This window comes from Streptomyces sp. NPDC002690 (assembly GCF_053592415.1).
This window is the reverse complement of record NZ_JBSFVR010000093.1, coordinates 1-23,678: the sequence shown is the minus strand read 5'-3', so window position 1 is coordinate 23,678 and position 23,678 is coordinate 1. Positions and strand designations below refer to the sequence as shown.

Here is a 23,678-nt window from a genome sequence, read left to right as displayed (position 1 = left end):
CGGGATGTACGGCGGGTTGGAGATCACCAGGTCGACCTGGCCGTCGAGCTCGGGAAGGGCGCTGAGGGCGTCCCCGCGGTGCACGGTGACCCTGGACCCCTCGGCGTTCTTCCTGGTCCACGTGAGGGCGTCCTCGGACAGCTCCACGGCGTGCACGCGCGAGCGCGGCACCTCCTGGGCCATGGCGAGGGCGATGGCTCCGGAGCCGGTGCACAGGTCGACGATCAGCGGCTCGACGACGTCCATCGCGCGGACCGCGTCTATGGCCCAGCCGACGACCGACTCGGTCTCCGGGCGGGGTACGAACACACCGGGGCCGACCTGGAGCTCCAGGTAGCGGAAGAAGGCGCGGCCGGTGATGTGCTGGAGCGGTTCGCGGTTCTCGCGGCGCGCGATGGTCTCCCAGTAGCGCGCGTCGAAGTCCGCGTCCGGCACCCGGTGCAGCTCGCCCCGCTTGACTCCGTGGACGAAGGCCGCGAGCTCCTCGGCATCGAATCGCGGCGAGGGGACACCGGCGTCGGCCAGCCGCTGGGTGGCCTGGGCCACCTCGGCGAGCAGCAGGTTCATCGCGGATCTCCGTACGGGTTCACGGGCGGGGCGGGCGGGATCAGGCGTTGGCGAGCTTGGCGGCGGAGTCGGCGTCGACGCATGCCTGGATCACCGCGTCGAGGTCCCCGTCGAGGACCTGGTCCAAGTTGTACGCCTTGAAGCCGACGCGGTGGTCCGAGATCCGGTTTTCCGGGAAGTTGTACGTGCGGATCTTCTCGGACCGGTCGACGGTGCGCACCTGGCTGCGGCGCACGTCGGAGGCTTCCTGCTCGGCGGCTTCCTGGGCGGCGGCGAGCAGCCGGGACCGCAGGATGCGCATGGCCTGCTCCTTGTTCTGGAGCTGGCTCTTCTCGTTCTGGCAGGAGGCGACGACACCGGTCGGCAGGTGCGTGATGCGGACGGCGGAGTCCGTGGTGTTGACGGACTGGCCGCCGGGGCCGGAGGACCGGTACACGTCGATGCGCAGGTCGTTCGCGTGGATCTCGACCTCGACCTCCTCGGCCTCGGGGGTCACGAGGACGCCGGCGGCGGAGGTGTGGATGCGGCCCTGGGACTCGGTGGAGGGCACGCGCTGCACGCGGTGCACGCCGCCCTCGTACTTCATCCGGGCCCAGACACCCTGGCCGGGCTCGGTGGCGCCGTTGCCGCCCTTGGTCTTCACGGCGACCTGGACGTCTTTGTAGCCGCCGAGCTCGGACTCGGTGGAGTCGATGATCTCGGTCTTCCATCCGATGCGCTCGGCGTAGCGGAGGTACATGCGCAGCAGGTCACCGGCGAACAGGGCCGACTCGTCGCCGCCCGCGCCCGCCTTGATCTCCAGGAGTACGTCCTTGTCGTCGCTCGGGTCGCGCGGAACGAGAAGGAGGCGCAGGCGCTCGGTGAGCTCCTCGCGCTGCTTCTCCAGTTCCTTGACCTCGGCGGCGAAGTCGGGGTCGTCGGCGGCGAACTCGCGGGCCGTGACGATGTCGTCACCCGTGCGCTTCCAGGACCGGTACGTGGCGACGATCGGGGTCAGCTCCGCGTAGCGCTTGTTGAGCTTGCGCGCGTTGGCCTGATCCGCGTGGACCGACGGGTCGGCGAGCTTCTTCTCGAGATCGGTGTGCTCACCGATCAGTTCCTCGACCGCCTCGAACATCTTCGGGCTCCTGGGTGGGGGTGACTTCTACGGGCCTGCTGGAGGAAGGTGCCGGTCGGGCCCATGGGTCTCCCCAGGACCCGACCGGAAAAAACGCCGGTTCCGACCGCCCCCGAGAGGGCGCCCGAGAACCGGCGCTGTGGCTCGCTACTTGGCGGCGGAGCCTGCACCCTTGCCGAAGCGGGCCTCGAAGCGGGCCACACGGCCGCCGGTGTCGAGGATCTTCTGCTTGCCCGTGTAGAACGGGTGGCACTCGGAGCAGACGTCGGCACGGATGGTGCCGTTGTCGATGGTGCTCCGGGTGGTGAACGACGCGCCACAGGTGCAGCTGACCTGCGTGTCGACGTACGTGGGGTGAATGTCGCGCTTCAAGGTGTCTCCTAGTTTCGGGAGGGCTCCGGGTCGTCCGCGCGGATTGCGCGTCCGTGAACCGGGGCCGACGTACCAGTCTGCCAGGACCGGCCGTATCTCCCAAAACCGGGGTACGAGCCGGTCTATTCCCGGCGGGACCGGGCGGGACCGCGCCGGGCGTACGCACCGAGGGCGCCCGGCCGACCACGGCTGCCGCATCGCAGGGCGCCCGGCCGACGACGACCGCCGCATCGCAGGGCGCCCGGCCGACGACGGCTGCCGCATCGCAGGGCGCTCAGCCGACGACGGCTGCCGCGGAGCCCTTGTCGCCGGCCGAGTTCTCGGTGGCGGCGGCCGGAATCGCGGCGTCCGCGCGCAGGGCCTTCCAGACCGCTTGCGCGTCCTTCTCCAGCGGGACCACCCGGTTGGGGTTCGCCGGGTCGTACTGGACGGGCAGCGTGACCATGTCGACGTCGTCGGCGCCGAGGCTCTTGAGCCCGTTGGCGAAACCGGTGAGCTTGGTCACCGAGGCGAGGTCGGAGTCGGTGGTGATGGCCTTGGTGGCGGTGTTCGCCAATCCGAACAGCTTGGCGGGGTTGGTGAACACCCCCACCGACTTGACCTGCTCCATCAGTGCCTTGACGAACGCCTGCTGGAGCTCGATGCGGCCGAGGTCGCTGCCGTCGCCGACGCTCTTGCGGGTACGCACCAGACCGAGAGCCTGTTCGCCGTCGAGAGTGTGCTTGCCGGGGGCGAGGTCGAGATGACTGCCGGGGTCGTGGATCGCCTCGCTGGTGGTGATCTCGACACCCCCCAACTGGTCGACGAGCTTCTTGAAGCCGGTGAAGTCGACCTCGACGTAGTGGTCCATGCGGATGCCGGACATCGCCTCGACGGTCTTCACCGCGCAGGCCGGACCCCCCACCTGGTAGGCGGAGTTGAACATCTGGTCGGTGGCGGCCGGGGTCTGCGAACCGGTGCCGGGGTCGGTGCAGGCGGGCCGGTCCACGAGGGTGTCGCGCGGGATCGAGACGACACTGGCGGACTTGTGGCCCTTGTTGACGTGCACCACCATCGCCGTGTCCGAACGGGCCGTCCCCTGGTCCTTGCCGTACGCGGAGTTGGCACCGGAGCGGGAGTCCGAGCCGAGCACCAGGATGTCCTCGGAGCCGTTGTCGACGTCGTCGGGGCGATCGGTGCCGAGGGCGGCGTTGATGTCGACACCCTTGAGGTTGCCGTCGAGCGCGAAGTACGCGTACGCGAGTCCCGATCCGCCGAGGACCACGACCCCCGCCGCCGTCCAGGCCACCACGGTCTTCGCCCGGCGCCGGCGGGGCGGCTTTCTGCGCCGCCCGCCGGTGCCGCGTATGCGGCCCCTGCCTCTGCTCTGCTCGCTCATGGGTGTTCCTCGTTCCCGGTTCCCCGCTGCTCCCTGCTCCCCCCTGCCGGTGTGGTGCCGGCACGGTCGGGTCGTCTCTCGGATGGACGCCGAAGCACCAAGAAGGGTGCCACGACGCCCTGTGACCACCGTACGGCCGAACGGGTGGGAGGCGGACCTGGAGAACTACCGGTGACACCGCGCTCACCTGCGGTTTCGTTCCACCTGCACGCTTCTGCGCACCCCGGGGACGGTCACCCTGAGTGTGGTGAACGTCTCGAATGCGACGAAAATCGACGAAACCGCCCCCGTCGCGGGTGCGACGGGGGCGGTTTCGTTCAACTTCCTTGCGGACGTCAGTCGTTGTTGTTGCCCGGCGACGGCGTCGTCTTCTGGATCTGGAGCAGGAACTCCGCGTTGGACGAGGTCTTCTTCATCCGGTCCAGCAGCAGTTCGATCGCCTGCTGCTGGTCGAGCGCGTGCAGGACCCGGCGCAGCTTCCAGGTGATGGCCAGCTCGTCGCTGCCCAGCAGGATCTCTTCCTTGCGGGTGCTGGACGCGTCGACGTCGACGGCCGGGAAGATGCGCTTGTCCGAGAGCTTCCGGTCGAGCTTGAGCTCCATGTTGCCGGTGCCCTTGAACTCCTCGAAGATCACCTCGTCCATGCGCGAGCCGGTCTCGACGAGCGCGGTGGCCAGGATGGTCAGCGAGCCGCCGTCCTCGATGTTGCGCGCGGCACCGAAGAAGCGCTTCGGCGGGTACAGCGCGGTCGAGTCGACACCACCGGACAGGATGCGGCCGGAGGCCGGTGCCGCGAGGTTGTACGCGCGGCCCAGGCGGGTGATCGAGTCGAGCAGGACGACCACGTCGTGACCCAGCTCGACCAGGCGCTTGGCCCGCTCGATGGCCAGTTCGGCGACGGTGGTGTGGTCCTCGGCGGGGCGGTCGAAGGTCGAGGAGATGACCTCGCCCTTCACCGACCGCTGCATGTCGGTGACCTCTTCCGGACGCTCGTCCACGAGGACGACCATCAGGTGGCACTCCGGGCTGTTGACCGTGATCGCGTTGGCGATCGCCTGGAGGATCATGGTCTTACCGGTCTTCGGCGGAGCCACGATCAGGCCTCGCTGGCCCTTGCCGATCGGCGCGACCAGGTCGATGATCCGCGTCGTCAGGACGTTGGAGTCGGTCTCCAGGCGGAGCCGGTCCTGCGGGTACAGCGGCGTCAGCTTCTGGAACTCCGGGCGTCCGCGGCCGGATTCGGGCGCCATGCCGTTGACGGTGTCGAGGCGCACGAGGGCGTTGAACTTCTCGCGGCGCTCGCCGTCCTTGGGCTGGCGCACGGCGCCGGTGACGTGGTCACCCTTGCGCAGGCCGTTCTTGCGGACCTGGGCGAGCGAGACGTACACGTCGTTCGGGCCCGGGAGGTAGCCGGAGGTCCGGATGAACGCGTAGTTGTCGAGGATGTCCAGGATGCCCGCGACGGGGATCAGGACGTCGTCGTCGGCGACCGGCACGTCGCTGACGAAGTCCTCGCGGCCACGACGGCCACGACGGTCGCGGTAGCGGCCCCGACGGCCGCGACGGCCGCCCTCGTCGTCGAAGTCGTCCTGCGGACCGTTGTCACGGTGCTGCTGGCCCTGGCCGCCGCCCTGCCCCTGACCCTGGGTCTGCCCCTGCCCCTGGCCCTGGCGCTGCGACTGGCCCTGGCCCTGGCGCTGCTGGCCCTGGTCGTCGCCCTTGCCGCGGCGGTCGCGCTGACGGTCGCGGCGGTCGCCGCGCTGGCGGTCCTGCCGGTCGCCGCGGCGGCCCTCGGCGGTGTCGGCGGCCGACTCGGCACGGGCGTCGGTCTTGGCCTCGGCGCGGTCGTCCTGCTTCTCGGCGGCGCGGTCGTCCTGCTTCGGCTCGGCCTTCACCTCGGGAGCACCGGCCTGCGCGGTGGCCCGGCGCCGGCGGCGCTCGCCCGCGGGCTGGTCGTCGCTCGCGGGCTGGCCGGGGATGTCGATCTGCTGCTGGGCGGCCGGCTTCTCGGCCGGGGCGGCTGCCTCGTCGCCGGTGCGCGCCTTGGAGGTGGCGCGACGCTTGGGCTTGCTCTCCGCGTCCGTACCGGCGGCGGGCGCCTTGGCGGCGGCCTTGGCGGCGGGGGCCTTGCCGGCCTGCGCCTCCTTGATGACCTCGATCAGCTGGCTCTTGCGCATGCGCGCGGTGCCCCTGATGCCGAGGCCGGACGCGACCTGCTGCAGCTCGGCCAGGACCATGCCGTCAAGGCCGGTGCCGGAGCGGCGGCGCCGTGCGGTGGTGCCAGAGGCAGCACCTTCGGCGGGCGCGGCGCTGTCGACGCTCTTGTCGGCAGTCACGCCCATCAGATCGGTGGTGTCGCTCACGAAGGGTCCTTCCCTGGAGCGGACGTCGGCCTTCTGGCTCGGCGACCGGTTGTGCTGTCCGGCATTCGGTATCTGATCTTTTGTCGATCGCGGACCGTGCCGGGGCGGTGGTCCGCCGGGTGCGGCGGAGAGATGAACGTGCGGGGTCCGACTCGAGCTCCCCCTGCTCGGCCCACTCATGGACGAACGAGGGGTGTCGTGCCGGTTCCGGAGCGTGCTCGAAACTGCTCAGACAGGCTGATCAGGCAGTTGGGGAGGCTCCCGGAAGAAAGGTGGTCCCTAAAGGGGACACGAAGCAACGCGTCGCTGGGACGTCGATTGCCGACTTGAGATTAACACTACCGGCTCCAACAAATATTCCCCCTCTCTGTCACCGGCAATCCCTCTGCTTACGGCGCGAGCGGCAGTACGCACGCGCCGGGACCGTCGAGCGCGAGCCTGTTCGCGGCCCATCCCTCACCCGCGAGGCGGGCCACCTTGTCGGCGGCGCCTTCCTCCGTGAGGGCAAGAACCGTGGGCCCCGCACCGGAGATGACGGCGGGAACCCCGTCCGCGCGCAGCCGGTGCACCAGTTCGAGGCTCTCCGGCATCGCCGGTCCCCGGTACTCCTGGTGGAGCCGGTCCTCGGTGGCGGCCAGCAGCAGCTCGGGGCGCCGGGTCAGCGCCTCCACGAGCAGTGCGGCGCGGCCCGCGTTGGCGGCGGCGTCGACGTGCGGGACCTGACGCGGCAGCAGCCCGCGGGCCGTCTCGGTGAGCACCGGCCTGCCCGGTACGAAGACCACGGGCACGACCGCGGCGGCCGGGTCCATCCGGATCGCGCGGGCCGCCCCACCGTCCATCCAGGCGAGGGTGAACCCGCCGAGGAGGCAGGCCGCGACGTTGTCCGGGTGGCCCTCGATCTCGGTGGCCAGCTCCAGCAGCGCGGCGTCGTCGAGGCGGGCCTCGCCGCCGGTCGTCACGGCGCGGGCGGCGACGATGCCGGCGCAGATGGCGGCGGACGAGGAGCCGAGGCCGAGCAGGGATCGGTACCCGCCCGCCCAACTCGGCGCGGTGTCCGCCCTGGAGGACGAGCGGGTGGACGCGGCGCAGCAGGACCTCGTCACCTCCGGCGCCCTCAGCTCGACGCGTCCGCCGACCCGGCAGGGCGCCGAGGCCGTGGCGTACGCGATCGAGCAGATCGGCAAGGAGTACGAGTGGGGGGCCGAGGGGCCGGACACCTTCGACTGCTCCGGGCTCACCATGCGGGCCTGGGAGCATGCCGGGCTGGCCGTCCCCCGTACCTCGCAGGAGCAGTGGGCCGAGCTGCCCCGGGTGCCGGTCTCCTCGCTGCGGCCGGGCGACCTCGTCGTGTACTACCCGGAGGCCACGCACGTGGCGCTGTACATCGGCGACGGCTTGGTGGTGCAGGCACCGAGGCCGGGCGCGGTGGTGAAGGTGTCCCCGCTGGCGTCGAACCCGCTGCTCGGAGCGGTACGACCCGACCCGGAGGGCGTACCGCTGGACGAGTACACCCGGCCGGAGCTTCCGGAGGGTGCGTCGGAGGGCTCGGACACGGGGTACGACGCGTCGGCCGCGGGGCCGGAATAGAGACCATGCCCGACGGGAGCGGTCAGACGGCGCCCAGGCGGTCGAGCGCCGGCCCCGACACGCCGACGCACAGCCAGAACAATGTGCCCCACAGGGCGATGTCGACGAGGAGCCCCTCGCGTGCGATCCGGGCGAAGAGCGCGGCCACGGTGAGGAGCACCACCCAGACGCCCCAGGCCGCGAGCGGCGCCACGATCCCGGTCAGGGCCGCGAGCACACCGAGCGGCGCGAGCACCGTGGCCGGCAGCACCGGAACCCACCACTCCTCGCGCCCACCGAACCTGCGCCCCAGCACCTCGCTCAGCCCCACGGCGGGGAGCACCACGAAGTAGGTCAGCAGCGCGCCCGGGAACGCTCCGAGCAGCACGTCGAAGGGGAAGAAGACGATCAGCCCCACGACCACGCGGTTGATGGCCTCCGGTCCCGGGTCGCGCAGCACGTTCAGGACGATCAGGACCGGCACCTCCAGGAAGAGCACGAGCAGGGACACCCGGACCATCCGCCGGTAGTGCCGTTTCCATTCCTCCCGCGTCTCTCCCACCGGTCTCATGCGTGAGCCTTGGTCAGGGTGTAGAGCACCCAGGCGTCCGGGTCGCCGACGTAGTGGTAGACGGTGACCCGGCCCTCGTCGCCGCCCACCTCCCACGGACCCCAGGCGCATTGGGGGACGGTGACCTCGACCGTCTGCCCCCGGGGCCCCTCGCCGCGGTCGTAGCTCCAGGTGCCCCGGCCGGTGCACCGCTCCATCCCTTCGGTGTCCTCGGCGTCGTAGGCCGGGTCCCCGACGGCCGAGGACACCGCGACGCCGTCCTCCGAGAGGGTCAGGGTCCCGCCCTTCCCGTCGGTCCAGTCGCCCACCATCGAGGCGCGGGGGACGACCGGCGGGGCGTACGGGTCGATGATGCCGAAGTCGAGGGCCATGAGCCCGAGAACGCCGACGCTCAGCACCGCCAGGGTGCCCCACAGAGCGATCGGGCCGAAGAGCCCCTTGCGTGCGACGCGGGTGAAGAGGGCGGCCACGGAGAGCAGGACCGTCGCCGCGCACCATGCGCTCACCGCGTCGATCGGCCCGAGGCAGCCGGTCAGGGCGGCGAGCACCCCGAGCGGCGCGAGCCCCGTCCCGAACACCACCGGAACCCACCACCACGCCTCGCGGCCGGTGAACCTGCGCCCCAGCGCCTCGCTCAGCCGCACGGTGGGGAGCACCAGAAGCAGCGACACGACGGCTCCGACCAGAGCGCCCGGGAGCGCGAGGAAGGGCAGCAGGAACAGCCCCAGGGCGTTGATGCCCACGCCCGGAGACTCCTGCGTCTGCCCGTGGAGCGCGACGAGGACGGCGACGGTCACCGCCTCCAGGAACAGTACGAGCATCGATATCCACACCATGCGGTCGAACGACCGTTCTCTCTCCATGGAGAGCCCCCTCACGACAGGACGGACGGCACGCCGGACAGCACGGCGAGCGGCACGCCAAAACAGCGCGGCACACCCGGTGGGCGACTGCGGCGCCACCCATCCTGCCAGGGAATTTGAACGTGTTCAACATTGACCGTCCGCCCGTCACCGACAGCGCACGCCCACGCAAAAGGCACCGCCCACCGGCGAGTTGCCGATGGACGGTGCCAGAAGACGAAGCGGTGCGGGTCAGGCCCCCGCGACCGAGGCCAGGTACGCGTTCGTCTTCTCCGGCTCGAAGAAGAAGTTGTCGAAGTCGGCCGGGTTGTTGAAGCCGTTGGCGAAGCGGTCGGCGACCGGCTGCATCTGACCGGCGGCGCCGATCAGGTTCAGCACGTGCTCCGGCGGGACGCCGAGCATGGCGTTCGTCCACTTCACGACGTGCTGGGCGGTGTCCCAGTAACGGTCGAAGGTGGCCTGCATCCAGTCGGCGTCGAACGCGCGGTCGCCGTGCTCGATGATCGACTCCAGGTAGGCGTTGGCGCACTTGGAGGCCGAGTTGGAGCCCTGACCGGTGATGGGGTCGTTGGCCACGACCACGTCGGCGACGCCGAGCACCAGTCCGCCGCCGGGGAGGCGGCCGATCGGGTTGCGGACGGTCGGCGCGTAACGGCCGGAGAGGGTGCCGTTGGCGTCGGTCAGCTCGACCTTGGTGGCACGGGCGTACTCCCACGGCGTGAACCGCTCCATGAGCTCCAGCGTCTTGGCCAGGTGCTCCGAGGGGTCCTTGATGCCCTGGAAGACGTCGAGCGGGCCGCCCGGGACGCCCTCCCAGAAGAGGATGTCGGCGCGCCCCGAGGTCGTCAGGGTCGGCATCACGAACAGCTCGCCGACGCCCGGCACCAGGTTGCAGCGGACCGCGTCGAACTCCGGGTGCTCCGGGCGCGGGCCCATGCCGTGCACGTACGCGACGGCCAGCGCCCGCTGCGGGGCGTCGAACGGCGAACGCGAGGCGTCCCGGCCGAACATGGAGACCAGCTCGCCCTTGCCGGCCGAGACCATCACCAGGTCGTACGTGCGGGAGAAGTAGTCCAGGTCCGAGACGGCCGCACCGTGGATGACGAGCTGGCCGCCGCGCTGGGCGAAGGTCTCCATCCAGCCGGCCATCTTCACCCGCTGGTCCACCGACTGGGCGTAGCCGTCCAGCTTGCCGACCCAGTCGATGACCCGCGAGGAGTCGGGACCGGCGACCGAGACGCCGAGGCCCTCGATCTTCGGGGCCTGGGACTCCCAGAAGTTGAGCTGGTAATCACGCTCGTACTGCAGGGCGGTGTCGAACATGCACTGCGTGGACATGACCCGGCCGGTCCGGATCTCGTCGGCGGTCCGGTTCGACATGAGGGTGACTTCGTACCCGCGCGACTGCAGGCCGAGGGCGAGCTGGAGCCCGGACTGACCGGCTCCGACTATGAGTATCTTCCGCATGGGAGGTTTCTCCGTTTACGTGGTACGGCGATCGGGGGGCGCTTTTCAGACAGGGGTGGCGTCGAGAGCATGGCCCACCAGGGTGAGCAGTGACTCGACGACAGTGATCCTGTTACGCGCGTCCATGATCACCACAGGCACGTGCTGAGGGACACTCAGGGCCTCCCGGACGTCGACCGCTTCGTAGGCGTCGGACCCCTCGAAGTGGTTGACGGCCACGATGTACGGCAGCCCGCAGCTCTCGAAGTAGTCGAGCGCCGGGAAGCAGTCGGCGAGGCGGCGGGTGTCGGCCATGACGATCGCGCCGATGGCGCCGCGCACCAGGTCGTCCCACATGAACCAGAACCGCTGCTGGCCGGGCGTGCCGAAGACGTACAGAACGAGGTCGTCGTCGAGCGTGAGACGGCCGAAGTCCATGGCCACGGTGGTGGTGGCCTTGTCCGGGGTCGCGGTGAGGTCGTCGGTCTCCTCGCTGGCCCGGGTCATGACCGCCTCGGTCTTCAGCGGGGTGATCTCGGAGACCGCGCTCACGAAGGTCGTCTTGCCCACGCCGAAGCCGCCCGCCACCACGATCTTGGTGGCGGTGGGCGCCCGGGTGTGGTCCAGCTGCCACGCCTGGACCGGGTCCTCGGCACGGCGGTCCCGGTCCTGGGCGCCTGGCTGACGCGGGGTGAACAGCGTCGCGCCCGAGGGCGCCGGGCCGGCGGGCGCGGGCGCCGCGAGCGCCGGCGAGGAGAGCTTCGGCTCAGAGACGACGGAGTCCATTGAGCACCCTTTCGAGCAGTGCGCGGTCGGGCTGACCGGCGCCGTGGCCGGTTCCGTACACGCGGATCTTTCCCTGGTCGGCCAGGTCGCTGAGCAGCACCCGGACCACACCGAGCGGCATCTTCAACAGGGCCGAGATCTCGGCGACCGTACGCATCCGGCGGCAGAGTTCGACGATCGCCAGGAGCTCCGGCATGACCCGGGTGTTGAGGTTGCCGTTGGTGAGTTCACGGCGCTCCTCGGGGGCCTCCAGGGCGGCGACGAAGGTCTCGACGAGCAGCACGTGTCCGAAGCGGGTGCGCCCTCCGGTGAGGGAGTACGGACGGACCCGTGCGGGCTTCCGGTCGGACCCCCGCACGGGGAGCCTGCGGGCGGGTTCGGCAGCGGACGTCACTGGGCGCTCTCCATCGATTTGCGCAACTCATTGCGGAGTTCGGGGGTGAGGACGTGTCCGGCCCGGCCGACGAAGAGCGCCATGTGGTACGCGATGACGCCCATGTCGCAGTCGGGGGTGGCGTGTACACCGAGGAGCGAGCCGTCACTGATCGACATGACGAAGACGCTGCCTTCCTCCATCGCGACCATCGTCTGTTTGACGCCGCCGCCGTCCATCAGCTTCGCGGCCCCCATGGTGAGGGACCCGATGCCGGAGACGATGGTGGCGAGGTCCGCGCTGGAACCCCTGGGGCTCTGCTGGTTCCCCGCGGCCGGAGCGGCCTGGTGGCCGGGGTCGGAGGAGAGCAGCATGAGCCCGTCGGACGAGACGACCGTGACCGAGTGGACCCCTGGTACCTCCTCCACCAGATTGCTCAGCAACCAGTGCAGGTTCCGGGCTTCGGTGCTCAGCCCGAGCGTGCTGGGCGCAGTCAACTGCGTGCCTCCTCGACAGTGTCCCCCGTCTCCTGGCCGTCCGGGCGGCCGGCCAGGTCGGTGCGTGCGGCCGGCGCTTCCGGCTCCACGCCGTCCGCGATCTCCGCCTCCACGTCCCGGCGGCCCTCACGCGCTCCTCGCTGGAATCCGCCGAGCCGGCGCCGGAGCGCTTCCTTGTCCAGACTGCCCGTGCGCTCCCCGGAGGATGCCTCGGCGGGCTTGACCACCCTGGGGGTGCGCTTGGGCAGCCCCTTGTCGGTGATCCGCTCGGGCTGCCGGGGACCCGGCACGGACTCGGTCTCCCTCGTGGGGAGCGCCTCGGGCTCGGGGGCCGGCGGGGCCTGGGGGTACGCGTGCTGCGCGTTCCCGGGCAGCGGGAAGGGCCGGGGCTCGGGCGCCCCGTACGGGTCGTGGGCGGCCGGGTCGTGCGTACCGGCGGTGTCGGCGGTCCGCTCGTGCCGGTCGGGGCCGATGGCGTACGGGTTCCCGGCCGCCTCGGGGGTCTGTACGGCGTCGGCGGCGGGTTCCGTGTCGGCGACGGCCGGGAGGCGGAACTGCATCGTGGTCTCGGCCGGAGACTCGGCGCCGGCCGGTTCCTCGGGCGCGGCGGACGCGGCGGGCGCGGCGGCCGGGGTGGCCTCGGGGCCCGCGTCCCGGATGGTCCGCTCGGCTGCGGCGATCAGCGGGTCGTCGGCGGGGAGCGCGAGGAGACGGCCCTGCAAGGTATTGGAGTTCGCCTCGGCGACCGAACCCGGGAGGTTCAGCGTCGGCGCGCCGCACGACACGTTCACCGGCGGCGGCGAGGAGGCCGGCGGCGCCTTCGGCAACAGGGCCTGCGGCAGCACGACGACCGCCGTCACGCCGCTGCCGGTCTTCTGCGGCTGCAGGCGCACCTGGACGCCGTGGCGCGCGGCCAGCAGCGAGGAGACCTGGAGACCGAGACCGGCACTGTCGTCGCTCGGGTCCCCGACCCGGAAGGAGGACGGGTCGGCGAGGCGGAGGTTGACCTCCTCCATCCGCGCAGCCGACATCCCGATGCCCTCGTCCTGTACGGAGACCATCACCTCGCCGGTCTCCAGCAACCAGCCGGAGAGTTCGACACGCGAGTCGGGCGGGGAGAACGCGGTCGCGTTCTCCAGGAGTTCGGCGATCAGGTGGCTCAGGTCGTCGGCGGCGAAGCCCGCGACCTGGGCGTGCGGCGGCAGGGACTGGATCGTGACGCGTTCGTACCGCTCGATCTCGCTGACGGCGGCGCGGGCCACGTCGACCAGCGGGATCGGTCCGGCGTGCCCCTGGCCGTGGTCGGCGCCCGCGAGGACCAGCATGTTCTCGCCGTGTCGGCGCATCACGGTGGCGAGGTGGTCGAGCTTGAAGAGGGTGGCCAGCCGCTCGGGGTCCTGCTCGCGCTCCTCCAGGTTCTCGATCACGCCCAACTGGCGCTCGACGAGCCCGAGACTGCGCAGCGAGAGGTTGACGAAGGTGTGGTGCACGGTGTTGCGCAGCCGCTGGAGTTCGGCGGTGAGGTCGGCGACCTGGACCTGGAGTTCGGCGCGCTGGAGGGTGAGCGCCTCGCGCCCGGCGATCAGTTCGGCGTGCTCGTCCCGCACCCCGCCCGCCTGCCCGGCGAACTCGCCGTGCAGGGCGAGCAGTCGTGCGTGCAGGGCGTTGATCGAGCGGACCACCTGGGCGAACTCGTCGTTGCGGCCCCGGTACGCGATGCCTTCCGCGGTCTCGGGTTCGGTGGCCAGCCGGCCGGACCCGATGCGCAGGACGGCGAGCGGCTGGGTGAGGGTGCGGGCGACGGCGGTGGAGACGCCGACCGCGATCAGGAAGCAGCCGCCGAGCAGGGCCAGCGAGAGTTCGAGCCCGGTGACGTCGTCGTCGCGGAGCTTCTCCAGCCGCTGCACCTGGGCGGTGCCGAGCGCCGACTCCACGCCGCGCATCCGGTCGATGCGCGCGGAGAGGGCGGCGGAGAGCTTCTTGGAACTGGTCTCCTGCTCGGAGTCGGAGAGTTCGGGGCTGTCGGTCAGTGCGGCGAGGTACTTCTCGGCGCTGTTGACCTCGGGACCGGTGACGGTGGAGGAGAGCTTGTCGCGGGCGCTCGTGCCGGCCGCCTGGTCGAAGTCGGCGAGGGCGGAGAGTTCACGGACCCGGGCCTGCTGGGCGGCTGCGCTCAGCTCGTCCCGGGCGCGGTCGTCGGCCGTCTTCTCGTCGTCGGCGCTCGCCACGGGGAGCCCGGTGTAGGGGTCGTACTCCTGGACCGGCTCCGGGCTGGGCACGGCGAGGGCCGCGAGCAGCAGCCCCCGGGTGGCGGAGGCCTGCTCGACGGCGGTGGAGAGTGCCAGCGGCGCGCGGGTGGCCGCGGCGGCGCGCGGCGGGGTCGTCTCGGCCAGTTCGGCGGCGAGGTCGTGGAGTTTCGCGATGACCTCGGAGTACGCCTGGTGGGCGGCGAGGGCCGAGCCCTTGCCGCTGACCGCGTCGCGGCGCAGCGACGGGACGGCGGAGAGGTCCCGTCGGAGCCCGGCGGGGGCGGCCTCGCGGATCTCGTCGATCTGCTGGTCGACCCGGGCGCTGAGACTGTCGGCGCCCGGCTTGCCGCCGTCGCCGTCCTTGTCGGAGTCGGCCTTACGGCCGCCCGCGATGTACGCCGTGACCGCGTCCCGTTCGTCGGCGAGGGAGTGGGCGAGTGTGATGGCCTGCTGGTCGAGTTCGGCCAGGGTCACCAGGTTCTGCGACTCGTTGAGGTCGGAGGAGGCGCCGAGGGCCGCCGGGGCGCCCGCCGCTATGACGGTGATCCCGACGACGGCGACACCCGCCACGAGTCGGCTGCGCACGCGCACCTTGCGCTTGTCGCCGCCCGCCACCGGAGCGGTCGCCCCGGAAACGTCCCTAGTGCTGACCTTGCTCCGCGGCCGCTTCTTCTGCACCGGTGCTCGCATTCTTGACTCGTCCACCCATGAAGCAGAGGTGACGCACCGTCACATGCACGCACTCCCCCCGCTCCTGGTCCGGCTTCTGACCATTCCAGCCCTTTTGGGAGGGGGGCGCACAACGACCGCTCCGCCACTCGAACGAGTGAACATCACTCGTGAGTGGGCGAACAAGTCTCCCCAGCGCGGCCACGCCCCATGCGTCGCACGCCGGGTGGACCTTCCGCGCGGGCTTTGGCAGGATGCCCGCCCGCACCTCGCCGAAGTCGCCGCCTCCGCCCCGCGGGCCGTCCTGACCTGCTGGTACGCGGCAACATTCGCACCATGCAGGCGATGTGAAGGCGTCGTGCAGACTGATTGCCATGCGCATCGAACTCGCCGGTACGCCCGGCAGCCCCGAACGCCCCAACGAAGACTGGGCCATGGCGGCTCTCCCCGCGTCCGGCCAGGGCGGGTGCCTGGTCCTGCTGGACGGGGTGACTCCCCCTCCCGGCGACGACGGTTGTGTGCACTCGGTGCCCTGGTTCACCTCACGACTGGGCGGGGCACTGGCCGAACTGTCCGCTTCACGACCGGATCTGACCCTGGAGGAGGTGCTGGCGAAGTCCATCCGACGCACCGCGGACGCCCATCGCATCTCCTGTGACCTTTCTCACGTAAGGACGCCTCAGGCAACCGTCGTCCTGGCGCGCTGGGACGAGGCGTCGGTCGAGTACCTGGTGCTGTCCGATTCGGTGCTGCTGCTGGAGTCCCCGGACGGGAGCGTACGCGCGGTGGTGGACGACCGGCTCGACCGACTTCCACCGGGGATCCTCTCGTCCGTGGAATCGACGGACACGCTGGCCCGGAACAAGGAGGGCGGATTCTTCACCGCCGCCGCCGATCCGGCCGTCGCGTCACGTGCGGTGACGGGCGGGCTGCCACTCGCGGAGGTACGGACGCTGGCCGCCCTGACGGACGGGGCGAGCCGCTGGACCGAGGTGTTCCGGGAAGGCGACTGGCACGCCGCGCTGGGGCTGCTGCGCTCCGCGGGCCCCCAGCACCTCATCGACCGCGTACGGGAACGGGAACGCGCCGACACCGACCGGGTCCACCTGGGCCGGGGCAAGCGCCACGACGACGCCACGGTGGTCCTGGTGGAGCTCTGACGGGCAGGTGGCGGACGGGGCGCCGTCAGCCCTCGGCCCGCTCGTTGAACTGGTGCAGCAGCCGTGCGAGTTCGGCGACCTCGGCGCGGTCCCAGTCGGCGAGTTTGCGGACGTAGCGGGCCCGCCGGGCGTCGCGGACGTGACGGAAGCGGGCGAGCCCCTCCTCGGTGAGGTGGACGAGCGAAGCGCGGCCGTCCTCGGGGTCCGGCTCACGGTTCACCAGACCGAGATCCTCCAGGGCGCGCAGTTGACGACTCATGGTGGCCTTACCGACTCCGAACCAGGCCGCCAGCTCGGTGGCCCGCTGCCGCCCGGCGGATTCCAGACGTACCAGCAGACCGTAGGCGGCGGACTCCAGTTCGGGATGGACCTCTCGCGCCATCTCGCCGGAGGTGGCGCGGGCGCGCCGCAGGATCACGGCCAGTTCGTGTTCCAGGGCGAGGAACTCCTGATCCACCGGAGCCCCGGCGGCGGTGTCGGGACCGGTCCCGCTGTCGTTCTCCTCCACCACGGCACCCCTCATGCGCTTTCCACCTCTGAAACTTCTCCCTGCCGCCGGCCTTTTCCGCAGCTGGGCCAGTATTTCGCAGGAGTAGACCACAGGCGGCTCCCGGGCCCTCTTCCACAGGACGGGTCAACGCGCGTAGCGTCGTTGCTCGGCGCGTCCGTGACGGGGCGCGTCCGCCGGGGCCCGGCCCCGCACGCACCCCGGTTCGCGGTTCCTCCCACCGTCCCCCACCGAACCACGGAGGCACGCCCATGTCCGCGCACAGATCCGGTTCCCGAACGGCCCGGCTACTGGCCCCGGCCGGCACCCTGCTCGCCGCACTCTCCCTGCTCCTCGCCCTGCCCGGAGCCGCCTCTGCGGCCGACGTCCCGGCCCGGGGCACGGCCTCGCTCGGCATGGGCGTCGTCGCCCACGACGGCCGGGGCTCCCTGCCGACCGGCACGACCGCGACACAGACCGAGGGTGTCGACGTCAGTGGTCACCAGGGCAATGTCGCCTGGTCGACGCTGTGGAGCAGCGGCGTCCGGTGGGCGTACGTGAAGGCGACCGAGGGGACGTACTACAAGAACACCTCGTTCTCGCAGCAGTACACCGGCTCGTACGGCGTCGGGATGATCCGGGGCTCGTACCACTTCGCCACCCCGGACACCACGTCCGGAGCCGTGCAGGCGAACTACTTCGCGGACAACGGCGGCGGCTGGTCCCGGGACGGCCGGACCCTCCCGGGCGTGCTGGACATCGAGTGGAACCCGTACGGGGACCAGTGCTACGGCAAGACGCAGGCCGCGATGGTCGCCTGGATACGCGACTTCGTGAACACCTACAAGGCGCGCACCGGGCGGGACGCGGTGATCTACACGGCGACCAGCTGGTGGACGACGTGCACCGGCAACAACGCGGGCTTCGGCGCCACCAACCCGCTGTGGGTGGCCCGCTACAACACCACGGTGGGCGAACTGCCCGCCGGTTGGGACTACTACACGATCTGGCAGTACACCTCGACGGGCCCGACGGTCGGGGACCACGACAAGTTCAACGGCGCCCTTGACCGCGTGCAGGCCCTGGCGAACGGCTGACACGTCGCCACCTCCCGCACCGCTGAACGCCCGTGGCCCCGGTGACGCCCGTCGTCGCCGGGGCCGCGATGTTCCGCAAGGCTTGCGACCCCCACTATGCACTCACTGTATACGCAGTATGTATAGTCCGGGCTGCCGTACCGGACGTACGGCTGTACCGCGCCGTGCCGACCGATGGATGGACCCGCCTTGCCCAGAAGGACACCCCACCCGCACAGGTGGTTGCCCACCGCCCTGGTGGCCGCGCTCGCACTCGCCCTGGGCGGCTGCTCCATGGCCACCACCGCACCCGCATCGGCCCGTGAGGAGGCGGCCTCCGACGGGAAGGGCGAACCCGGCCCGGTGGACTGCCGTGTCGCGAAGTGCATCGCCCTGACCTTCGACGCCGGGCCCGGCGCGGACACCCCGCACCTGCTGGACGTGCTCAAGGAGAAGAAGGTCCACGCGACCTTCTTCCTGCTGGGCAAGAACCACGTCCTCAAGCACCCCGACACCGTGCGGCGCATCGCGGACGAGGGCCACGAGGTGGCCAACCACACCTGGTCGCACGAGATCCTCACCGACAAGAAGCCGGACGAGATACGGGCCGAGCTGGAGAAGACGCAGGACGCCATAGCGAAGATCACCGGGAAGAGGCCCCGGCTGATGCGTCCGCCCCAGGGCCGTACCGACGACACCGTCTCGGAGATCAGCAAGGATCTGGGGCTCTCCCAGATCCTGTGGAGCGCGACCGCCAAGGACTACTCGACCACCGACTCCGCGCTGATCGAGAAGCGCATTCTGGATCAGGCGAGCAGAGACGGCATCATCCTCCTCCACGACATATACAAGGGGTCGGTACCCGCCGTGCCCGGCATCATCGACGCCCTGCGGGAACGCGGCTACACCTTCGTCACCGTCCCCGAGCTGATGGCCCCCGCCGAGCCCGAGCCGGGCACGATCTACCGCCCCTGATCCGGTGTGCCGCCGCACGAGGGAACGGCCCGCCGCCCCGGGGTTCCGGGGGCGACGGGCCGTCCGTACCGGTCACGCGCGCGGCGGCACGTCCGTCACGCCGTGCCGCTCACGCCGCGGCCGGAACCTTCTCCGCGCCTTCGTCCGCACCGGCCTCCGCGCCGGCGCCGGCCGGGGCGAGGGCGATCTCCAGCACCTGGCGGACGTCGGTGACCGGGTGCACCTCCAGCTTCTCCAGGACCTCGGCCGGGACGTCGTCCAGATCGGCTTCGTTCCGCTTGGGGATCACCACGGTGGTGATGCCCGCCCGGTGCGCGGCCAGCAGCTTCTGCTTCAGGCCGCCGATCGGCAGGACCCGCCCGGTCAGCGAGACCTCACCGGTCATCGCCACGTCCGTGCGGACCAGCCGCCCGGAGAGCAGCGAGGCCAGCGCGGTCGTCATCGTGATGCCGGCGCTCGGACCGTCCTTCGGGACCGCGCCCGCCGGGAAGTGGATGTGGGTGCCCCGGTCCTTGAGATCGGCGACCGGCAGTTCCAGCTCCGCGCCGTGCGAGCGCAGGAAACTCAGGGCGATCTGCGCGGACTCCTTCATCACGTCGCCGAGCTGACCGGTGAGGGTCAGTCCGGACGCCCCGGTCTCCGGGTCGGCCAGCGAGGCCTCCACGAAGAGGACGTCACCGCCCGCTCCGGTGACCGCGAGACCGGTGGCCACGCCCGGCACGGCGGTCCTGCGCTCGGCCGGGTCCTGAGCGGACTCGGGCACGTGGTGCGGCCGTCCGATCAGTCCCCGCAGGTCTGCGTCGGTGACCGTGAACGGCAGCTCCCGGTCTCCCAGTTCGTGCTGGGCGGCGACCTTCCGCAGCAGTCGGGCGACGGCCCGCTCCAGGTTCCGTACGCCCGCCTCGCGGGTGTACTCGCCGGCCAGCCTGCGCAGCGCCGACTCCTCCAGCACGACCTCGTCCTTCTCCAGGCCGGCCCGCTCCAGCTGGCGCGGGAGCAGGTGGTCGCGGGCGATGACGACCTTCTCGTCCTCGGTGTACCCGTCGAGCCTGACCAGCTCCATGCGGTCGAGCAGCGCCTCCGGGATGGCCTCCAGGACGTTGGCGGTGGCGAGGAAGACCACGTCGCTGAGGTCGAGTTCGACCTCCAGGTAGTGGTCCCGGAAGGTGTGGTTCTGCGCCGGGTCCAGCACTTCGAGCAGGGCCGCGGCCGGGTCGCCCCGGAAGTCGGAGCCGACCTTGTCGATCTCGTCGAGCAGCACGACCGGGTTCATCGAGCCGGCCTCCTTGATCGCCCGGACGATACGTCCCGGCAGCGCCCCGACGTACGTACGCCGGTGGCCCCGGATCTCCGCCTCGTCCCGGACGCCGCCGAGCGCCACCCGGACGAACTCGCGCCCCATGGCGTGCGCGACGGACTCCCCGAGCGAGGTCTTACCGACCCCGGGAGGCCCGACGAGGGCCAGCACCGCTCCGCCGCGCCGCCCGCCGACGACGCCGAGGCCCCGGTCGGCCCGGCGCTTGCGGACCGCGAGGTACTCGGTGATGCGTTCCTTCACGTCCACGAGTCCGGCGTGCTCGGCGTCCAGGGTCGCCCGCGCGCCCCTGATGTCGTACGCGTCCTCGGTCCGCTCGTTCCAGGGCAGCTCCAGGACGGTGTCCAGCCAGGTCCTGATCCAGGACCCCTCGGGGCTCTGGTCCGAGGACCGCTCCAGCTTCTCGACCTCCTTGAGCGCGGCCTCGCGGACGTGCTCGGGCAGGTCGGCGGCCTCGACCCGGGTGCGGTAGTCGTCGGACTCGTCCCCCGGATCGCCGTTGAGCTCCGACAACTCCTTGCGTACGGCGTCGAGCTGGCGCCGCAGCAGGAACTCGCGCTGCTGCTTGTCGACGCCCTCCTGGACGTCCTTCGCGATGGACTCGGCCACGTCCTGCTCGGCGAGGTGCTCGCCGAGCCACCGCACGGCGAGCTTCAGCCGGGCGACGGCGTCCGTGGTCTCCAGCAGCTCCACCTTCTGCGCGGTGGTCAGGAAGGGCGAGTAACCGGAGTTGTCGGCGAGCGCGGAGACGCCCTCGATCTGCTGGACCCGGTCGACGACCTGCCAGGCTCCCCGCTTCTTCAGCCAGCTGGTGGCGAGTGCCTTGTACTCCGTGACCAGCTCGGCGACGGCGCCCGGCAGCGGGTCGGGCACGTTCTCGTCGATCCGGGTCGCCTCGACCCAGAGGGCCCTGCCCGGACCGCTCGTACCGGCGCCGATCCGCACCCGCGAACGGGCCCGCACGATCGCCCCGGGGTCCCCGTCGGAGAGCCGCCCGATCTGCTCGACCGTACCGAGGACACCGGTCCCCGTGTATCTGCCGTCGATGCGCGGAACAAGAAGCACCTCGGGCTTGCTGCCCTCACTGGCGGCAGCCTGCGCGGCTTCGACGGCGGCGCGGGCCTCGCTGTCGGAAAGATCGAGAGGAACCACCATGCCCGGCAGCACGACTTCGTCGTCGAGCGGCAGCACGGGCAGGTCGAACGGGGTGGACGCCTTGGTGTCGGTAGCCATGATCTTCCCTTCGGCAGTCAAGTTGAGCTATGCACGCTCAATGCTTGTGAGCCGAGGAATGTTCCCCATGAGATGTTCGCTGTGAGCGATCAGGGAGTGGTCGTCCCGTACGGGCAGGCACCGCACCCCTTCCGCTCTCGGGCATGTGGGCGGCGCGGTCCGAGGACTCGGCGCCGGCGCACGGGGTCAAGTCCCGCAAGGATCCGTCGCGCCCCTTCCGCCCAGAGCGGGGCTGATGTCGGTAGCACCTGTCACGATGCCCGGACATCGTCACGATCAGGAGAGACACATGGGCACCTGGGACGTCGGCCCCTTCGACAACGACACCGCGGCGGACTGGTGCGGCGACCTCGACGACGCCTCCCCGGACAGGCGTCAGGGCTTGGTCCGAGACACACTCGCCCGAGCAGCCGACACCACCGACGACCTCGACGCGGACGTCGCCGATGAAGCCATCGCCGCAGCCGCCCTGGTCGCCGCGCAATTCCCTGGCGGCGAGCCCGCTCACCCCCACTACGGACCGGACGAACCGCTCCCCGATCTCACCGGTCTGCGCGCCCTCGCCCTCCAGGCCCTGGACCGCGTGGTTACCGAACCGTCCGAACTCCTGGAACTCTGGGCCGAACCGGACGGCGGCCCCTGGCAGGCGACCATCAACCGGCTCCGCAGCACACTCACGCCCCAGCCTCCGGGAGAACAACTCCACCTGAGCTGACTTCCCCGTGGCAGTTCAACCGCCGGTTACCCGTCCGTAAGGGTCCACATGAGCTGGGACGTTCTCCTCCTCCGCCTGCCCGACCGCATCGCCTCAGCGCAGGACGTACCCGACGACTGCGCCTCGCCCCCGCTCGGCCGGCAGCAGGACGTCCTCGCGGCCGTGCGCCGGGCCGCCCCCGAAGCCGACCTCTCGGACCCCGTCCGGGGCGAACTCCTCGGACCCACGTGGTCCATCGAGCTCAACATCGGCGAGGAGGACCCCGTGGACTCGATCATGCTCCACGTCCGCGGCTCCGGCGACGACGTGCTCACACCCGTCTTCCGTCTCGCGGGCGCCCTCGAATGCAAGGCCCTGGACTGCTCCACGGGAGACCTGATCACTCCACGAGAACTCTCGGGCCTGCACGCCTTCCAGGAGTTCCGCGACCGCGCGATCGGCCCCTCACCATGACGCGCGGCAGCCCTCACCGCGGCCCGAAGACGCAGAGTCCACCCGTAGGAATCCGGGGTCAGGTGGGCCACCTCTTCAAGGCGGTGCCGTAGCGCCCGTCCTGCTCCGGCGCGCGGTGGCGACGGCCCTCATCGCCCACTGCCGGCGTGACGCGCTCGGAGCCATGCCGCCTCGAACTCGTCCGGCTGTATTCCCATGTCCGCCCACTCAGGATCGAAGAGGTCCACGACCGGCGGATTGAACGACCAGTCGTCCGGGCCGCTCCTCGCCGCGGTTCCGTCGTCACCGAGTTCCACCTGACGCAACCTTCGGCCGTCGGAGCCGACCTCCAAGAGGTAGGTCGCCGGTTCGTCGCCGTCGCCGTCCCAGCGACGCCGGAGGTGCACGATGCTCCGGTCCGCGAGCGCGCCGAAACCGGGGCGGCCACGCTGGGCAACGCGCTTGGCCCGCAACCCGTCCAGGCCCGGTGGCATGGTCGGCTCGTCAATGTCGACTTCGTCCGGCTCCCGGCCCGCCCACTGAATGGCCTCCGGACTGCCGACCACCTCGACTTCCGCGAAGGTCTCAAGGATCTCCCGGGACGATCGCGCGTGGACCCACCACCACGCACCGCCCATGCCGTAGTCGTGCAGGACGAGAAAGCGCGACTTCGGCGCGGGCGGGGGGCTTGTCATACCGGCCGAGGGTAGGGGTTTACCGAGTGAGCCTGTCGAGTGGGCCTGTTCCGCAGCCGACCGCCCCCCCGAATCGGCCGTACGGACCGGCGAGATCGGGGATCGCGGACCAGCCACCCGCACCAGCTCCGGCAGGCCGGGAGCGAGCGGTCCGGCCTCGCCGCCGAGGCTGACGTACACCACCGGGCGTCACTGCGGGAGGGCACCCGAGGGCGAATACCTCTCCGGACACGGCGAAGAAATCTACAGCGGTGACAGTAGACATTGATAAATAGCGTGGCTAGGGTTTCTCCCGTAGCCCAGAGAGACAGCAGGGCCCGGCAGAGACGAACCGCCGGGCAGCGGTACGTACAGGACGGCAGTACGCACGTCGGTGCGGTGGTGGAGTCCCGGAGCCAGGACAGGTGCAGGAAGGGCGACGGGGCTGACGACCGGACCGGGTGGCCCGGCAGTGATCAGGGGCCGCCGCGGGACGTCCCGCAACTCGCTCGGGGTGCGCGGCGTCGGCCGCACGCGGCCCGCTCGACGAGCGGGCCGTCCCGGAGGGAAGAACGGAGGGACGGGCGCCATCAGGATCGCCCGGGCGGATTGTGGAGCCCGGGTACCGCAGGACATCGAGGAGTGAGGTGGTCTCCGGTCGAACACACGCGATCCCCGCACCCGCGGCCGTCCGCCGCGAGACGGTGCGGAACAAGAAGGCCGGCGCTGTACCGAAGCCGGCCGATGGTGTAGCAGTTCCTTCGGGGCCCTGGTGCCGTACGGCACCAGGGCCC

Annotated in this window: 20 protein-coding genes and 2 pseudogenes; 6 read left to right on the top strand and 16 right to left on the bottom strand. The window is 71.0% G+C overall.

The features are described 5' to 3' along the window. From ACWD3D_RS14725 to ACWD3D_RS14700, 6 genes and pseudogenes are all read right to left on the bottom strand, one after another. On the bottom strand, nucleotides 1–567 hold a 567-nt coding region (locus tag ACWD3D_RS14725; RefSeq protein ID WP_451461255.1), incomplete at its 3' end, for a N5-glutamine methyltransferase family protein. Nucleotides 568–607: 40 nt separating this feature from the next. Next, nucleotides 608–1,684 (bottom strand): peptide chain release factor 1, encoded by a 1,077-nt coding sequence (gene prfA, locus ACWD3D_RS14720; protein WP_451461254.1) that lies wholly within the window; start codon nucleotides 1,682–1,684, stop codon nucleotides 608–610. Between the two features lie 147 nt (nucleotides 1,685–1,831). Continuing rightward, nucleotides 1,832–2,056, bottom strand: coding sequence for a 50S ribosomal protein L31 (gene rpmE, locus ACWD3D_RS14715; RefSeq protein WP_266709126.1), 225 nt, complete (start codon nucleotides 2,054–2,056; stop codon nucleotides 1,832–1,834). Between the two features lie 274 nt (nucleotides 2,057–2,330). After that, nucleotides 2,331–3,434, bottom strand: coding sequence for an LCP family protein (locus tag ACWD3D_RS14710; protein WP_451461253.1), 1,104 nt, complete (start codon nucleotides 3,432–3,434; stop codon nucleotides 2,331–2,333). Between the two features lie 335 nt (nucleotides 3,435–3,769). After that, complete coding sequence (gene rho, locus ACWD3D_RS14705) at nucleotides 3,770–5,797, bottom strand: transcription termination factor Rho (RefSeq protein WP_451461252.1); 2,028 nt, start codon at nucleotides 5,795–5,797, stop codon at nucleotides 3,770–3,772. A 389-nt stretch (nucleotides 5,798–6,186) separates the two neighbouring features. Beyond that, nucleotides 6,187–6,810: pseudogene (locus tag ACWD3D_RS14700) on the bottom strand (homoserine kinase); the annotation flags it as partial. A gap of 40 nt (nucleotides 6,811–6,850) precedes the next feature. Here ACWD3D_RS14700 and ACWD3D_RS14695 point away from each other — a divergent pair. After that, a pseudogene (locus tag ACWD3D_RS14695) lies at nucleotides 6,851–7,384 on the top strand (C40 family peptidase); the annotation flags it as partial. Nucleotides 7,385–7,406: 22 nt separating this feature from the next. On the opposite strand, the gene ACWD3D_RS14690 reads toward ACWD3D_RS14695, so the two are convergent. The 7 genes from ACWD3D_RS14690 to ACWD3D_RS14660 all read right to left on the bottom strand — a co-directional run bounded on the left by ACWD3D_RS14690 (nucleotide 7,407) and on the right by ACWD3D_RS14660 (nucleotide 14,826). Next, entirely contained in the window at nucleotides 7,407–7,934 is a 528-nt protein-coding gene (locus ACWD3D_RS14690) for a hypothetical protein (protein ID WP_451461251.1), read from the bottom strand. Then, a complete protein-coding gene (locus tag ACWD3D_RS14685) occupies nucleotides 7,931–8,797 on the bottom strand; it encodes a hypothetical protein (protein ID WP_451461250.1) in 867 nt (288 codons plus the stop codon). Before ACWD3D_RS14685 ends, ACWD3D_RS14690 begins: the two co-directional genes overlap by 4 nt. A 231-nt stretch (nucleotides 8,798–9,028) precedes the next feature. Next, nucleotides 9,029–10,264: a styrene monooxygenase/indole monooxygenase family protein gene (locus tag ACWD3D_RS14680; RefSeq protein WP_451461249.1), complete on the bottom strand. Its 1,236-nt coding sequence runs from the start codon at nucleotides 10,262–10,264 to the stop codon at nucleotides 9,029–9,031. A gap of 45 nt (nucleotides 10,265–10,309) precedes the next feature. Further along, on the bottom strand, nucleotides 10,310–11,029 hold the full coding sequence (locus tag ACWD3D_RS14675; RefSeq protein WP_451461248.1) for a GTP-binding protein: 720 nt from the start codon (nucleotides 11,027–11,029) through the stop codon (nucleotides 10,310–10,312). After that, complete coding sequence (locus tag ACWD3D_RS14670) at nucleotides 11,010–11,423, bottom strand: DUF742 domain-containing protein (RefSeq protein ID WP_328719442.1); 414 nt, start codon at nucleotides 11,421–11,423, stop codon at nucleotides 11,010–11,012. Before ACWD3D_RS14670 ends, ACWD3D_RS14675 begins: the two co-directional genes overlap by 20 nt. Continuing rightward, nucleotides 11,420–11,899 (bottom strand): roadblock/LC7 domain-containing protein, encoded by a 480-nt coding sequence (locus tag ACWD3D_RS14665; RefSeq protein WP_387373356.1) that lies wholly within the window; start codon nucleotides 11,897–11,899, stop codon nucleotides 11,420–11,422. The genes ACWD3D_RS14670 and ACWD3D_RS14665 overlap by 4 nt, the downstream gene beginning before the upstream one ends. Beyond that, entirely contained in the window at nucleotides 11,896–14,826 is a 2,931-nt protein-coding gene (locus ACWD3D_RS14660; RefSeq protein ID WP_451461247.1) for a sensor histidine kinase, read from the bottom strand. The genes ACWD3D_RS14665 and ACWD3D_RS14660 overlap by 4 nt, the downstream gene beginning before the upstream one ends. A gap of 365 nt (nucleotides 14,827–15,191) precedes the next feature. On the opposite strand from ACWD3D_RS14660, the gene ACWD3D_RS14655 reads away from it, so the two are divergent. After that, entirely contained in the window at nucleotides 15,192–15,977 is a 786-nt protein-coding gene (locus tag ACWD3D_RS14655; RefSeq protein WP_451461246.1) for a hypothetical protein, read from the top strand. A 25-nt stretch (nucleotides 15,978–16,002) separates the two neighbouring features. Here the strand turns inward: ACWD3D_RS14655 and ACWD3D_RS14650 are convergent, their stop codons facing one another. Continuing rightward, on the bottom strand, nucleotides 16,003–16,500 hold the full coding sequence (locus ACWD3D_RS14650; protein WP_451461245.1) for a MarR family winged helix-turn-helix transcriptional regulator: 498 nt from the start codon (nucleotides 16,498–16,500) through the stop codon (nucleotides 16,003–16,005). A gap of 236 nt (nucleotides 16,501–16,736) precedes the next feature. On the opposite strand from ACWD3D_RS14650, the gene ACWD3D_RS14645 reads away from it, so the two are divergent. Then, the gene (locus ACWD3D_RS14645) at nucleotides 16,737–17,561 is read left to right on the top strand and encodes a lysozyme (protein WP_451461244.1); all 825 of its coding nucleotides are present in this window, start codon (nucleotides 16,737–16,739) and stop codon (nucleotides 17,559–17,561) included. 174 nt (nucleotides 17,562–17,735) lie between these two features. Further along, the gene (locus ACWD3D_RS14640; RefSeq protein WP_451461243.1) at nucleotides 17,736–18,515 is read left to right on the top strand and encodes a polysaccharide deacetylase family protein; all 780 of its coding nucleotides are present in this window, start codon (nucleotides 17,736–17,738) and stop codon (nucleotides 18,513–18,515) included. Between the two features lie 109 nt (nucleotides 18,516–18,624). Here ACWD3D_RS14640 and lon read toward each other — a convergent pair whose 3' ends face one another. Next, on the bottom strand, nucleotides 18,625–21,063 hold the full coding sequence (gene lon, locus ACWD3D_RS14635) for an endopeptidase La (protein ID WP_451461242.1): 2,439 nt from the start codon (nucleotides 21,061–21,063) through the stop codon (nucleotides 18,625–18,627). 289 nt (nucleotides 21,064–21,352) lie between these two features. Between lon and ACWD3D_RS14630 the strand changes: the two genes are divergently transcribed. Then, nucleotides 21,353–21,778: a DUF4259 domain-containing protein gene (locus ACWD3D_RS14630; protein ID WP_451461241.1), complete on the top strand. Its 426-nt coding sequence runs from the start codon at nucleotides 21,353–21,355 to the stop codon at nucleotides 21,776–21,778. A gap of 48 nt (nucleotides 21,779–21,826) precedes the next feature. Next, on the top strand, nucleotides 21,827–22,231 hold the full coding sequence (locus ACWD3D_RS14625; RefSeq protein ID WP_451461240.1) for a hypothetical protein: 405 nt from the start codon (nucleotides 21,827–21,829) through the stop codon (nucleotides 22,229–22,231). Nucleotides 22,232–22,359: 128 nt separating this feature from the next. Here ACWD3D_RS14625 and ACWD3D_RS14620 read toward each other — a convergent pair whose 3' ends face one another. Further along, nucleotides 22,360–22,905 carry a hypothetical protein gene (locus tag ACWD3D_RS14620; protein ID WP_451461239.1) on the bottom strand — a complete coding sequence of 182 codons (546 nt, stop codon included), beginning with the start codon at nucleotides 22,903–22,905 and terminating at the stop codon, nucleotides 22,360–22,362. Between the last annotated feature and the right edge of the window lie 773 nt (nucleotides 22,906–23,678).

What these genes read in the sequence shown, in the direction of transcription:
- ACWD3D_RS14645 (WP_451461244.1), top strand. Translation starts at nt 16,737, where the DNA reads ATGTCCGCGCACAGATCCGGTTCCCGAACGGCCCGGCTACTGGCCCCG.
- ACWD3D_RS14710 (WP_451461253.1), bottom strand. Translation starts at nt 3,434, where the DNA reads ATGAGCGAGCAGAGCAGAGGCAGGGGCCGCATACGCGGCACCGGCGGG.
- lon (WP_451461242.1), bottom strand. Translation starts at nt 21,063, where the DNA reads ATGGCTACCGACACCAAGGCGTCCACCCCGTTCGACCTGCCCGTGCTG.
- ACWD3D_RS14655 (WP_451461246.1), top strand. Translation starts at nt 15,192, where the DNA reads ATGCGCATCGAACTCGCCGGTACGCCCGGCAGCCCCGAACGCCCCAAC.
- ACWD3D_RS14630 (WP_451461241.1), top strand. Translation starts at nt 21,353, where the DNA reads ATGGGCACCTGGGACGTCGGCCCCTTCGACAACGACACCGCGGCGGAC.
- ACWD3D_RS14690 (WP_451461251.1), bottom strand. Translation starts at nt 7,934, where the DNA reads ATGAGACCGGTGGGAGAGACGCGGGAGGAATGGAAACGGCACTACCGG.
- prfA (WP_451461254.1), bottom strand. Translation starts at nt 1,684, where the DNA reads ATGTTCGAGGCGGTCGAGGAACTGATCGGTGAGCACACCGATCTCGAG.
- ACWD3D_RS14680 (WP_451461249.1), bottom strand. Translation starts at nt 10,264, where the DNA reads ATGCGGAAGATACTCATAGTCGGAGCCGGTCAGTCCGGGCTCCAGCTC.
- ACWD3D_RS14650 (WP_451461245.1), bottom strand. Translation starts at nt 16,500, where the DNA reads ATGAGGGGTGCCGTGGTGGAGGAGAACGACAGCGGGACCGGTCCCGAC.
- ACWD3D_RS14685 (WP_451461250.1), bottom strand. Translation starts at nt 8,797, where the DNA reads ATGGAGAGAGAACGGTCGTTCGACCGCATGGTGTGGATATCGATGCTC.
- ACWD3D_RS14625 (WP_451461240.1), top strand. Translation starts at nt 21,827, where the DNA reads ATGAGCTGGGACGTTCTCCTCCTCCGCCTGCCCGACCGCATCGCCTCA.
- ACWD3D_RS14640 (WP_451461243.1), top strand. Translation starts at nt 17,736, where the DNA reads ATGGATGGACCCGCCTTGCCCAGAAGGACACCCCACCCGCACAGGTGG.
- ACWD3D_RS14675 (WP_451461248.1), bottom strand. Translation starts at nt 11,029, where the DNA reads ATGGACTCCGTCGTCTCTGAGCCGAAGCTCTCCTCGCCGGCGCTCGCG.
- ACWD3D_RS14620 (WP_451461239.1), bottom strand. Translation starts at nt 22,905, where the DNA reads ATGACAAGCCCCCCGCCCGCGCCGAAGTCGCGCTTTCTCGTCCTGCAC.